Source organism: Ilumatobacteraceae bacterium (genome assembly GCA_033344875.1).
Lineage (GTDB): Bacteria > Actinomycetota > Acidimicrobiia > Acidimicrobiales > Ilumatobacteraceae > Ilumatobacter.
Map to the genome: position 1 here is coordinate 312,643 of JAWPMO010000001.1, position 11,957 is coordinate 324,599.

The 11,957-nt window shown below is 69.2% G+C and carries 13 protein-coding genes; 12 read left to right on the top strand and 1 reads right to left on the bottom strand.

What is annotated here, in order from left to right; all coding sequences use genetic code 11:
* Window positions 1-385 precede the first annotated feature (385 nt).
* On the bottom strand, window positions 386-550 hold the full coding sequence (locus tag R8G01_01440) for a hypothetical protein (GenBank protein MDW3212632.1): 165 nt from the start codon (window positions 548-550) through the stop codon (window positions 386-388).
* Between the two features lie 350 nt (window positions 551-900).
* Here R8G01_01440 and R8G01_01445 point away from each other — a divergent pair, with 350 nt between their 5' ends.
* The 12 genes from R8G01_01445 to R8G01_01500 all read left to right on the top strand — a co-directional run bounded on the left by R8G01_01445 (window position 901) and on the right by R8G01_01500 (window position 11,957).
* On the top strand, window positions 901-1,605 hold the full coding sequence (locus tag R8G01_01445; protein ID MDW3212633.1) for an SAF domain-containing protein: 705 nt from the start codon (window positions 901-903) through the stop codon (window positions 1,603-1,605).
* Complete coding sequence (locus tag R8G01_01450) at window positions 1,602-2,789, top strand: hypothetical protein (protein MDW3212634.1); 1,188 nt, start codon at window positions 1,602-1,604, stop codon at window positions 2,787-2,789. The genes R8G01_01445 and R8G01_01450 overlap by 4 nt, the downstream gene beginning before the upstream one ends.
* On the top strand, window positions 2,786-4,087 hold the full coding sequence (locus R8G01_01455; GenBank protein MDW3212635.1) for an ATPase, T2SS/T4P/T4SS family: 1,302 nt from the start codon (window positions 2,786-2,788) through the stop codon (window positions 4,085-4,087). Before R8G01_01450 ends, R8G01_01455 begins: the two co-directional genes overlap by 4 nt.
* A complete protein-coding gene (locus R8G01_01460; protein MDW3212636.1) occupies window positions 4,084-4,968 on the top strand; it encodes a type II secretion system F family protein in 885 nt (294 codons plus the stop codon). The genes R8G01_01455 and R8G01_01460 overlap by 4 nt, the downstream gene beginning before the upstream one ends.
* The gene (locus R8G01_01465) at window positions 4,965-5,888 is read left to right on the top strand and encodes a type II secretion system F family protein (GenBank protein MDW3212637.1); all 924 of its coding nucleotides are present in this window, start codon (window positions 4,965-4,967) and stop codon (window positions 5,886-5,888) included. The genes R8G01_01460 and R8G01_01465 overlap by 4 nt, the downstream gene beginning before the upstream one ends.
* 23 nt (window positions 5,889-5,911) lie before the next feature.
* Window positions 5,912-6,082 (top strand): hypothetical protein, encoded by a 171-nt coding sequence (locus tag R8G01_01470; protein ID MDW3212638.1) that lies wholly within the window; start codon window positions 5,912-5,914, stop codon window positions 6,080-6,082.
* A gap of 63 nt (window positions 6,083-6,145) precedes the next feature.
* Entirely contained in the window at window positions 6,146-6,496 is a 351-nt protein-coding gene (locus R8G01_01475; GenBank protein MDW3212639.1) for a hypothetical protein, read from the top strand.
* Complete coding sequence (locus R8G01_01480; protein MDW3212640.1) at window positions 6,493-6,930, top strand: hypothetical protein; 438 nt, start codon at window positions 6,493-6,495, stop codon at window positions 6,928-6,930. The genes R8G01_01475 and R8G01_01480 overlap by 4 nt, the downstream gene beginning before the upstream one ends.
* Window positions 6,927-7,349: a pilus assembly protein TadG-related protein gene (locus tag R8G01_01485; protein MDW3212641.1), complete on the top strand. Its 423-nt coding sequence runs from the start codon at window positions 6,927-6,929 to the stop codon at window positions 7,347-7,349. The genes R8G01_01480 and R8G01_01485 overlap by 4 nt, the downstream gene beginning before the upstream one ends.
* Window positions 7,346-8,089 (top strand): hypothetical protein, encoded by a 744-nt coding sequence (locus R8G01_01490; protein ID MDW3212642.1) that lies wholly within the window; start codon window positions 7,346-7,348, stop codon window positions 8,087-8,089. The genes R8G01_01485 and R8G01_01490 overlap by 4 nt, the downstream gene beginning before the upstream one ends.
* A 17-nt stretch (window positions 8,090-8,106) precedes the next feature.
* Window positions 8,107-9,006: a hypothetical protein gene (locus tag R8G01_01495; protein ID MDW3212643.1), complete on the top strand. Its 900-nt coding sequence runs from the start codon at window positions 8,107-8,109 to the stop codon at window positions 9,004-9,006.
* A 17-nt stretch (window positions 9,007-9,023) separates the two neighbouring features.
* A complete protein-coding gene (locus R8G01_01500) occupies window positions 9,024-11,957 on the top strand; it encodes a LysM peptidoglycan-binding domain-containing protein (protein ID MDW3212644.1) in 2,934 nt (977 codons plus the stop codon).

An 11,957-nucleotide genomic window follows, 5' to 3' on the forward strand; every position in this document is an offset into this window, starting at 1 on the left:
TGATGCGGTGTCGGCCCTGGGGCTGGGCCGGCCGCGCGCACGAAGCGCAACGTCCGCATCGAGTAGCCATTGCCGAGCGGTCTCGAAGGCCACACCGAGCTCGGTGGCTACACCGGCGACGCTTCCGTGGCGTTTGTACGCTCTCGCCAGGACGTGTTTGCTCGGCCGACTGGACACGGCAATCAAATTAACCTGACATTGCTGGGCGCGAGACGATTGCGCTCTCCCAGTACGTACTGATCGGAAGAGGAGTCGTGTCGTGGGACGTCTTCCCGTTCGGCGAGCCTGCGCCGAATAGCTGATGGATTTGAGCGGCGCGTGTCACGAGCGCGGGTCGCGGGAGGCATGTCTCCGGTGTGGAGCACGATTCTCGCGCCCGCCGGCGCTACTTCGCCCGTGCCGCCTTCCTTGCTTCGGCCTTCTCGCGGCGGTCGAGCTCTGCTTCGAGTGCGCACGCGAGTAGGTCCTGGAGGCTGATCTCGTCGATCGCGGCTCGGATGCGGGCTCGCTTGATCAGGGACTTGGGGAAGCGCACGGACGTGTGCGCCATCGGTTCCGCCCGAGTCTGGAATGACGGCATACCGTCTCCCCTCAGCCCCTCGTCGATTGAGCGTGCGCGGCGGCAGCGTGTGCCCGAACCGCGAATCCATCGTGCGCGCCGCCGACGCGGGCGGTCAAGGTTGACGTTCACCGAACCACCACTCGGCAATTCGGCATTGACACACGCGGCGATCGGGGACACAGTGGAATCTCCGATCCAGCACTCGTGGAGTTGGGAATCGTCCATGAGCGATCCTCGTTTCGATGTTGGGGCGGGGCCGATGGGCGGCCGGACTCGTCCGGATGATTGCCGTGGTACCTCACGGCCCGTAGCACCTCTCGTAGGAGGCTGTGATGGCCGTGATCACTCCTGAAGCCGATACCGCCGAGCCTGCCGATGCCAGGGCGCGGCGCCCTGCTGCTCGTCGGCGACCGCGCCGGCGCTCGCTGTCCGAACGCATCACGCTGAACGTCGTCGTCGGCGTCGTGGCGGCGCTGCTGGCATTCGTGCTGGCCGCCGCGCTGCTCGCCGATCGACGGGAGATGACGACAGTCGCCGTCGCCCGTGACCGGATCGCTGTGGGCGCGCCGATCACGCCGGGCCTCGTCGTGGCAGAGGATCTGCCGGCCGACACCGAGTTCGCCGGCACGCTCCTGACGATCGAACAGCTCGGGGCCGGCGGGTTGGTTGCGACTCGCACTCTCCAGGCGGGCGAGGCCGTTCCGCTGTCGGCGGTCGGTGATGCCGGGTCGGTCCGGCCGAGCCGGGTGATGTCGATCCCGCTCGACCCCGCGCAGGCGGCGAACGGGGCGATCGAGATCGGCGACCAGGTCGACGTGATCGCCACCTCGCGGGAAGGACAGGCTCGGTACGTGTTGCGGTCGGCGCCGGTGGTCGACCGTTCAGCCGGCTCGTCGGGCGGCGGCCTCGTCGGCGCGGGCCGCGAAGGGGAACTTGTGATCAGCGTCGAGGTCGACGAAACCCAGGCCCTCGAACTGGCAGCAGCGATCGACGCCGGGGCGATCACCGTGGTCCGGTCGACTGGTGTGGAGGCGAGCGGGTGAGTTCGTCGTTCACGATCGGGGTGGTGTTATCGCCGCGGGGCTGGTCCGAGTCGTTGCACGCGTTCGTGGCCGACCACGTCCCGGGCGCCGAGTTGGTGGTCGTGCGCGATCGGCGGGCGGCGATCAGCTCGGGTGCGGACGTACTGGTGCTCGATGCGACGACGCCGTGGTTGACGCCCGCTTTCGTCGTCGAGGCCGAGGCGGCCGGGATCCGGCTGGTCGGCGTGTACGACCGACGCGACGGCGGAGTGTCTCGTGACCGACTGGCCGCGCTCGGCCTGACATACCTGCTCGAGGAAGCGATGCCGCCTGAGGACGTGGTGTTCCTCGTCGAGCGACTCCGTCCGGCGGCAACGAACGGGGACCGGCCGAACCGTCAGCCGCTGTCCGATCCGGTCGACATCGACGGGGCGATCGTGCCGGTCGGCGGCCCGTCGGGGTCAGGCGCACGTGAGTTGGCGATCGGGTTGGCGACCCACTGGGGAGAGTCGGGTCTTGCGACGCTGCTGGTCGACGCCAACGAGACCACGCCCGGTGTTGCTCGCCGTCTCGGGCTCGGGCTCCACCCGCACATCCTCAGTGCCGTTGAGCGGTGCGGCGCTGAGGGGCTCGACGGTGTCGGGTCTGCTCTGGCCGACGCGGTGGCGCCGTTGCCCTTCGACGTCGTCGCCGGACTCGCCACCCCACGCGACTGGGATCGACTCACGCCGCACGACGTCATGTCTTTGTTGTCGACGTGCCGTAGAGCGTGGGATCGGGTCGTTGTCACTACCAGCCCATTGGTCGAGGACCTCACTCGGTGGGGTGATCGGTTCGGGACCTCGCGCCGGGTGCTGAACCATGCCGACCTGGTGGTGGGCGCGGTCGAGCCGACACCGCGCGGTGTCCTGCGGTACCTCGACTGGGTCGTCGACGCGGGACTGCTGCGCGGCGACGTCGTGACGGTACTGAACAAGGTTCCGCTTACGAGGCGGGTCGCGTTCGACGCGGCCGAGCAGCTGCGAGACGTCGGCGGTGATCTGGTGGGTGACGTACTCCAGGTGCCGCTCGACCGTGCGGTCGTCGCTGCGGAGTGGGACGGGACGCTCGTGCACCGCGGTCGGTTCCGCAACGCGGTTGCGTCGATCGCAGCAGAGGTCGACAGCCGGCTGGACGAAGTCGAGGCGGAGGCGTTGGTGTCGTGACCCTGTACGAAGCCGGTGCGTCGGTGAACGGCAACGCCCCGGCGTACGAGTCGGTTCGGTCGGCGGTGCTCGACGAGATCGCCCGCTCGAAGGTCGACGGCCGCGACCGCTCCGCGGTCGCCGGCGTGGCGCGGGCGCACGTCGACGACTACCAGCGCAACGCCGAGGCGGGGGTCGGCCGACGGTTCGCCCGACCGGACGTGATCGTGGACCGGTTGGTCCGTTCGGTGTGTGGTGCTGGGCCGTTCGAGAAGTTCTTCCCGCCGTCGGAACTTGCGGTGGAGGTGCTGTTCAAGGGCGGCGTCATCAGCTATGTCACGCCGGCCGGCACGCTCGGCGTCGATACCGAGCCGACGACGGAGGACGAGCTCGTGGCCGTGTGTCAGCGTCTCTTCGCCGAGGCCGGCGCGGCGTTCGACCTGGAGCACCCGGTCGTCGTGCGCCAGGTGTGGGGCAACCAGGTTCGTGCCTCGGTGTCGATCCCGCCGGTGTCGGACTGTCTCGACGGGACGTTCCGGATCTACCGGCCACACCGAACCGACCTAGTCGACCTGGTCGAACTCGACTCCATGACGAGCGCGGCGGCGAACGTGCTCGCCGCTCTGACGCTGGCTCCGACCGGGATTCTGGTCACCGGTGGGCCGGGCAGCGGCAAGTCGACGATCCTGTCGGCGCTGCTGCGAGCGGTACCGGCGACGACGATCACCCGCATCGTGCAAGCGGTGCGAGAGCTCGACGCGCCGCACCTGCCCGGCGGGCGTTGGTCGCCCGAGGCGGTCGACTGCACGATCCGCTTCCTGGTTCAAAAGGCGCTGCAGTTCGCGCCGCAGCTGCTGGTCGTCGGCGAGACGCTGGGGGAGGAGGCGTTCGAGCTGCTCAAGGCCGCCAACGCCGGGTGCGGGTTCATGACCACCCTGCACGCAAACAGTGCCCAGTTGGGGATGCAGTCGCTCGTGACCGCGGCGCTGATGGCGGGCGACAACGTGCCCGAGGCCGTCGTTCGCAAGTCGTTCGCCCGACTGATCGACCTCGTCGTGCACTGCGAGGCGGAACCGCTTCACCGTGTGCCCGACGGCGGCCGTCGCCGCCGCCAGGTGATGGAGATCTGCGCCGTCCCCGCCCAGATCCACCACGACGAGTTCGTGCTCGAGCCCTTGTTCGTGCGCGAGGACTTCGGCCGTCCGCTGGAGTTCGTCGGCCATCACCTTCCCGGCGATCTCGAACGGCGTCTCGACCGCGTCCTGCCCGACGGCCTCGCGATCCGCGACCTCGCCGAGGGATCGGCGGTGATCTTGTGAGGGCCTTGATAGCGCTCCTCGCCGCTGTCGCCGCGTACTCGCTCGTGAGTGGCGCGTTCGACTGGCGTCGTCCGCGCGAGGCCCGCGCCCCGCGCGATCGGCGTCGTGGCCCTGGCCGTCTGCAACAGCGTCTCGATGCGGTCGACGCCGGGGTTAGCGCCGGCCGCTACCGCCTGACCGTCTGCGGCACTGTGGTCGGCGTCGCCGTCGTCGTGTTCGCGGCGACCGGCACCGCATCGCTGGCGATCCCGCCGGCGGTAGCGATCGGACTGACGCCGCGCCTGTACTTCCAGCGCCGCCACGCCAAGGTGCTCCGCGAACGCAGGGCAGCGTGGCCCGAAGCGATCCGCGACGTGCTCGCGCACCTCGGTGCCGGGCAGACACTCCACCGGTCACTGTGTCTGCTCGGCGAGAACGGGCCGATCCCGTTGCGGGCGACCTGGCAACGCTACGAACGCAACGCCGCCGCGCTCGACGTCGGCACGGCGCTCGAACTGGTCCGTTCCGAGTTGGCCGACCCGGTGTCGGATCGCGTGGTCGAAGCCTTCATCGCCGCTCACGAACACGGCCGTGACGTGATCGTGGGCGTCCTGCGTTCGCTGGCCGACAACGTGACCAAGGACCTCCAGGCGGTGGAGCAGATCACCACCAGCCAAACCGATATCCGCTCCCAGGCCGTCGTTGCCGTGATCCTGCCATTCCTCGTGCTGGCGTTCCTCGTGGCGTCGAACGACGCCTACCGGTCCTTCTACCGGACCGGCACCGGCTGGTTCGTCGTGACGATCGGCGTGGTGATGGCGATCGGCGGCTGGAAGCTGATCACGGTCCTCGGTCGCATCCCCTCCGAGGAGCGGGTGCTCGTCGACGGAGGCAGGCAATGAACCCGCAGGTTGCGGCAATCTCCGCGTGCGCAGCCGTCGCTGCGTGGTGCCTCGCCAGAGCAATCGTCCGCCAACCCAAGCCGTTGGCCTCGCGTGTGCAGCCGTACACGACCGCGCATCGCCGGGCGTTCGGCACCTACCGCGCCGGCCTCCCGGTCGAGACGGCGGGCGGCCGATCGGGTGTGGCGCTCGTGTTCGGCCCGCTGGTGCGCAACCTCGCCAACGGCCTCGCAGCGGTCGTCGACGCGTCGAACTCGACGTCGGCCGAGCTGCGGCTCCGTCAGGCCGGTCTCGACCTGACCGTCGAGCAGTACCGCACCCGACAGCTCGCCTACACCGTCGGGGCTGTCGTCGCAGGGGCGGCGATCGGCGTGGTGCTCGGCGGGTCGGCCGGGATAGTTCTGCTCCTCGCGGTTCTGGGTGGGCTTTGGGGAGCGACCCGCTGGCGGGGCCGGGTCGACCGTCTGATCACGAAGCGCCGCGAGCGGATGCGTTCGGAGCTGTACACCATCTGCCAGCTCCTGGCGATCTACCTCCGCACCGGCGACACGCCCGCGGGTGCGGTCGACCGATTGGTCCGCCGCTCACGCGGTGAGGTCGTGGGCGAGCTCGCAGCAGGGGCCGCGCAGGTTCGCAACGGGGTCCCGGTCGCGGTCGCCTTCGAGCGGCTCACGTCGACGACTCCCGAGCCGGCCGCGGCGCGCCTGTACCGGGCGCTTGCCTCGACGTGGGCCGCAGGCGGCGACGACCAGGCCCTGTTCGCCCTCGCGGAGGACATGCGCGCGTCCGCTCGAGAAGACCTCGCCCGCCAGATGGCCAAGCGCGAGACCGCCATGGCGCTCCCGCTCGTCATGGTCATCGGCCCGATCCTGATCCTGTTCGTTGCAGCAGCCATCCCACACATCGTCTTCGGACGCTGATGAGACAAACCAAGGAGCCCACCATGACCAACGACACCGAACCGGTCGACGACCGAAGTGACCTCGGCGCCGTCACCGTCGAACACCTCGGCTGGGCGGCGATGATGACGGTCGCGATCGTCGCCATCGGCCTCGCCCTGCAAACCCTCGGCCTCGACCTCGTCGATTACATCCGCAGCCAACTCGGCCTCTGACCGGTGACGACGCGGCCCGACGATTCTGCCGCGCCTCGCCCCACTGCGGAGCGAGATCGTGGCATGGCGACCGTGTCGCTCATCGTCGCGTCCGGGGTCGTGCTGTTCGTCCTTGCCGGGATCCTGCAAGTGATCGTCTTCCAGTACGGCAAAGGCACGGTGCGTGCCGCCCTCGACGAGGGCGCCCGGGCCGGCTCACGCTCGGCGGAAGCCGTCGAAGTGTGCCAAGCGCGTGCTGCCGACGTGCTCGGAGGATTGCTCGGCGGGCCGATGGGCGCCGGTGTCTCGGTCGTGTGCAGCGACGCTGGGGACCGGGTGGTGGCGACGGCGACCGTCCACTTCGACGGCTGGTTCGGGCGCTTCACCGACTACGACGCCACGCTCACCGCGAGTGCGGCCAAGGAGGGCCAGTGAGGTCGCCCAGCAAACAGCGCGACGCAGGCTCGACACCGATCGAGTTGCCGCTCGCCGTCGGGCTCCTGCTGCTGCCGATCGCGATCGTCGTCATGATGGTGCCGCAGTGGCCGGAGCGCCAGACTGTCGCCCGCGCCGCGGCCAAGGAAGCCGCGACGCTGTACGCCAACGCACCGTCGGCCGCGGCGGGGCAGGAACTCGCCGAGGCGTCAGTAGCCCAGGCCGCCGCCAACCATGGGCTCCCGACGACAGCGATGACGGTCGCGCTCAGTCCGGACTGGTGCCGGGCGTGCACGGTCACCGCCTCGGTCGTCGTCGACATCCCGGCCTGGAGTGTTCCCGGCATCGGCACGGTCGGAGCGTTCACGTACACGGCGACGTCGAGCGCCCACATCGACGACTACCGCTCGATCTCGGCGGAGGCGACGCCATGAGGCGAGCGACGCTGGACGAGGGCTCCGTCACGGTGTGGACGCTCGGAGTGGTGCTGATCGTCATGTTCGTCGGGGCGATCTCGTTCGACCTGTGGAGCGGGTTCGCCACCCGCCGCGAGTACTCCGGCGCTGCCGACCAGGCCGCACAGGCGGGCGCCAACGCGCTGGACGAGAGTCTGTTCCGGTCGACCGGGCAGCGTAAGCTCGACCCGGCGCGAGCCGAACAGCTCGCTGCCGACAACCTCGCCGCACAGGGCCTCGAACAGATCACCGGTGTCGCGATCGACGCCACCACCGATGAGGTGGTCGTCGAGCTCACCACCGAGGTCGACGTCGGGCTGCTGCGCATCTTCGGGGGAGGCGACCCCCTCGTCGTTCACGTCCGCGCGATCGGACAACCACGAGAGGTCACGCCATGAAGCCCCACTCGCTCGTTCTGTCGATCGGGATCCTCGGCATCGTCGTTGCCTGCAGCAGCGGCGATGACGCCGGCGACCCGTCGACCACCACCACGACCGCACCACCAGCTACCAGTTCGACCGTCGCGACCACGGTTGCGTCGACGAGCACCGCCCCGTCCACCGCTGATCCCACGACGACCGCACCCTCCGCGACCGCACCCGCGACCACCGAGCCAACGACGCCAACGACGCCGGCGACCAGTCCGACGACGACGTCCGGACCGCCGACCTCGTACCCGTTCCCGATCACCGACGAGGGGCAGCCCGACTGGGTGCTCATCGCACAGGAGCTGCTCGTGACCGGTACCGGCCTGAGTCTCGAACCCGACGTCGACCGGATCACCGAGTACTGCCTCGAGAACAGCGACTGCTACGTCGACTGGCTCGCCTACATCGAAAACCTGATCGCCGACGACGCCCATGCCGAAGGCCTCGTTCCCGACCGGGTCGTCTCCGTCGAGATCGGCCAAGCACAGGGTGACCGTGACCCGATCGAGACCGGCGCCGTTGTGCTGACGGCTCAGGTCGAAGTCGTCGGCAACGAGGAGGGTGCGCGCGTCGCCGACAGCAACGGCAACACGTTGTACGTGATCACGCGTGAGGCACAGCCCGGCGACGTCGTGGAGATGTCGTACTTCCTGGGCCTGAACCCCGAGAACGAGTGGCGCGTGGTGCAGGAGTCAACTTCGGAGTCGTGATGAGTCGGGGTGCGCGCTTGCTGGTGGCTGTCATGGTGTCGTCGTTGGTGATCGGCGCGCACGGTGGGTCGGCGAGCGCCCAAGAAGCCGAGTGCGAGCAGGTCGGTGTCCGAGTCGAGTGCTACGTCAAGATCTACGGCCAGCCAGGCGGTCCTCCGCTGGAGTCCCCGCTCGGCGAGCACGTCCCGTTCGTCTGGATTCGGCGCCCGTCGAACGGACTGCCGGGTGCAACGTTCTCCTGCTTCCGCGAGTACCCAGGCGTCGACGAGAACGGCGTCGACGTCACCGTCCAGGAGTGGGGGACCGGCTGGGTCATCGTGGTCATCGACCCGTCCGCGGGCGGCAGCTTCGACGACGTCAACACCTGGATCACGTGGACGTTCGACTGCGAGTTCCCGGGTGAGGATCCACCTGCGCCGCCGCCACCACCGCCCACACCCGACCAGGTGCGCGAAGCCTTCGAGGACGCGGTCGTGGTGCCGCCCGAGCTCAATCCGCCTCCAGCCTGGGGTGGCATCACCGGGCTCGATACCTGGTTCTGGTGCACCTCGCCTGGCCAGGTCACGCTCGATCCACCGCTGGTACTCGGCGGGTACACGGTCGACGCGACGATGACCCCGGTCCTGTACACCTGGACCGTCACGGGGCCCGACACGGGCGGCTTCTCAGGGCCCGACTGCGGCTTTGAGCCAGACGACGAGGGCGGCTCCGGGGCTGCGTGGACGTGGACGCCGCAGGCCCAGGGCGACTACACCGTCACCCTGAGGGTCGACTGGACGATGACGTGGTCGCTCACCTACGACTTCGGCGACGGGCCCGTTCAACTGCCACAGACGCTGTACCCGAACCCGATCCCGGTGTTGGGCGACCCGATCGAGTACCCCGTCACCGAGTACCGGGGGGTTCTGACCGGATGACCGACTGGAGGGTTGGCATGAAGCGACTTATTCGCCCCGCGGTGTTCACCGTCGTGTCGTTGGGGGCGCTCGTAGTGTTCCTGCTCGCCGAGCGATGGAGTGTCGACGCGCTCGACTGGCGCGACCTAAACGCGTGGCTCGAGCGCGTCGAGCCGATCGACGCGCTGGTCGAGGTCGCGCGGTGGCTGGGGATCGTCCTCGCCGCGTACGTCGCCGCCGTCTCGGTAGGGGCGCTGCTTGCCGAGTTGTCGTTCGTGGTCCGGATGCCACGCCTCGGTCATCACCTCCGCCGGCTTGTCGGCGCGGTCGCGTTCCCGGCACTGCGACGCCGGTTGGTCGAGGTGACGACCGCGGTGACGATCACGGCATCGTCCATCAACGCCACCCCCGCCCTCGCAGGTGCCCCGACGCCTGCGGTGGCAGCGGTCGTCGACAGCCCGGTGGACGGCGTCCCGGCCGCGCCGATCCGCGGCCAGTTCCAAGGCTTCGAGGGGGTCGGAGGTGCTCCGTTGCCGGCGTCCGGTGGCGACACGCCTGCCGGGACATACGTGGTGGAGTCGGGAGACACGCTCTGGCAGATTCTCGAACGGCACTACGGCTGGGCTGATGCCAACCTTGTACGCCAAGTCGCCGCGGTGTCACAGATCGCAGAACCGGACCGGATCTGGCCAGGAATGGTCGTGACCCTGCCCGCGGCAACGCCGGACGCCGCGCCCGGCCCGCCGGGCGAAGCTAGCTGGGCGGTCGTGACCGTTCGGCTCGGCGACTCGTTGTGGGAAATCACGTCACGCCACTACGGCGACGCTACATCCGAACTCGTGTGGGCGGTCGTCGATGCAAACCCCTGGATCGACGACCCGGGCTTGATCCTGCCCGGCCAGGTGGTCACTCTGCCGCCGGTCAATGGAGCGACGTCCGAGGTTCCCGGACCGCCGGTGGCGGAACCGGCCCCTGAGGTCGACGACGCGCCACTGCCAGCGCCACCCGAGCCGACAGTGGTGACGCCGCCGGCCACGACGCCTGAGACGGTGCCCGACACGACTCCGCCAACGACGACTCCGGCGACACCCCCGACCACGATTCCGGCGGTGGCCGACGTCGTGCCGATCACGACGCAAGCGCCTCGACCGACACCTCCCACCACGGTCGCGTCCGCGGACGTGGTGCTGGAGGACGGCGCCTCCGACGAGGTGAGGTATCCACCGCTCGCCGCGGTCCTCGGCTGGACCGGAGGGGCGGGGCTCGCCGCGGCGCTGATCACGCTGGCGGCCCGACGTCGGCGTCGGTTGCCGACCGCGCAGCGGCACGCCCGGCCGTCGAAGCGTGGGGTCGAACTCGGGGTCGCGTTGCACGAAACGGAGAACCTTCCGCTGGTCGACTGGGCCTCGCTCGCGTTGCGCCACCTCGGAAGTCGACTCCGGCCGCGCTCAGGCGAACCGACCTCCGTACCGCGGCTGCTCCGCTTGGCCGACGACACCGTGGAGGTTGTGTGGGACACACCGAGCAATCCGGTGATCTCGCCGTGGACGTCCGACGACGGCGGTTGGTCGTGGAACCTCCAACGAGGTGAGCACCTCGAAGCGAGCGACGCCAGCGCGCCTTGCCCCGGCCTCGTAACCGTCGGCCGGCGCGACGGAGCCGACGTGTTGCTCAACCTCGAGAGCTGCGGAGTTGTTGCTCTCACCGGTGACGGCGCGCTCCCGATGGTGCGCGCGATCGCCACCGAGGCGGCCACCGGCGTGTTTGGCGACGCACCGACGGTGCTCACGATCGGGGTGCGCCGGCTTCCTGGCGATCCGGACTTCGCGCGCAGCTGTGACGTCACCGAAGCGGTCGGCTGGCTGCGCGACCGAGCCGACTCGGCCGGTGCCTTGCTCGCGCATCGGCGCCTCACGTCGTTGTTCGCGCTACGTGCCCGCTCGAAGCCGCATGAGTCGCACCAGCCGCTGGTGGTGGTCGTGGACGCCGAGTCGGTATTGACCGAGGACCTCGAACGGATCGTCCAACTGGCGAACGGCGACCTCGGCGCGGTGGTGCTGGTGATCGGTGAGCACCCGTCGGTGTCGTGGCGACTGGAGTGTTCCGAGATGACGGTGACGGTTCAGCCGCTCGGCCTGGAACTCGACCCAGTCGGAGTCGTGGAAGAGCTCGACGACCTCGTCGACGAGTTCGTGCCCGAGGTGGATCTCTCCCTCGACGATCCCGGCGAGGACGGGTTCGAGGAGGACGATGAAACCGAAGCCGCGACGGTGCTCACCGACCACCTCGACGCGATCGCGATGCGTCAGGTCGCTCCCGCCGAGCCGGCGACGCAGGAACCGGAGCCAGAACCGGCCGTGGCCGATGTGCTCGACGGAGCTGAACCGGACAAGGGTTGGGACGTCGAGTTGAAGGTGCTCGGGCAGGTCACGAGCGACGGCGCGAAGGCGCCACTCACGCCAACCGAGCTGCATCTGGCGATCTATCTCGCGTTCAATCGAGGCGGGCAGAGCCGCGACACGATCGAGACAATGCTGTGGCCCAACGGTGTGGCGCCGCGGACGGTGACGAACGCCATGGCCGGTCTGCGCCGCAAGCTCGGAACCGGGTCCGACGGCGAACCGCTGTTCCCAACAGGGCGGAACTCGGGACACCTCTACCGCCTGTCGACACGCGTGATCACCGACTGGGACCGGTTCGTCGAACTGGTCCGCAAGTCCGACGAACTGCCGACCGACGAAGCGCTGCCGCTGCTCGACCAGGCGTTGTCGCTGGTTACCGGCCCGCCGTTCCGAGCGAGGTTCGGCTACTCGTGGGCCTTCAGCGACGGCACGATGACGATGATCACCGAAACCATCAACACGGTCGGGGTGTGCTGTGTCGACCTCCACACCGAACGAGGCGAGATCATCGAAGCTGCGGCAGCGATGGCGAGAGTGATGAACGCCACCGGCACCGACGAGTTCGTGTAG

What these genes read in the sequence shown, in the direction of transcription:
- R8G01_01440 (MDW3212632.1), bottom strand. Translation starts at nt 550, where the DNA reads ATGGCGCACACGTCCGTGCGCTTCCCCAAGTCCCTGATCAAGCGAGCC.
- R8G01_01465 (MDW3212637.1), top strand. Translation starts at nt 4,965, where the DNA reads ATGAACCCGCAGGTTGCGGCAATCTCCGCGTGCGCAGCCGTCGCTGCG.
- R8G01_01470 (MDW3212638.1), top strand. Translation starts at nt 5,912, where the DNA reads ATGACCAACGACACCGAACCGGTCGACGACCGAAGTGACCTCGGCGCC.
- R8G01_01475 (MDW3212639.1), top strand. Translation starts at nt 6,146, where the DNA reads ATGGCGACCGTGTCGCTCATCGTCGCGTCCGGGGTCGTGCTGTTCGTC.
- R8G01_01485 (MDW3212641.1), top strand. Translation starts at nt 6,927, where the DNA reads ATGAGGCGAGCGACGCTGGACGAGGGCTCCGTCACGGTGTGGACGCTC.
- R8G01_01490 (MDW3212642.1), top strand. Translation starts at nt 7,346, where the DNA reads ATGAAGCCCCACTCGCTCGTTCTGTCGATCGGGATCCTCGGCATCGTC.
- R8G01_01500 (MDW3212644.1), top strand. Translation starts at nt 9,024, where the DNA reads ATGAAGCGACTTATTCGCCCCGCGGTGTTCACCGTCGTGTCGTTGGGG.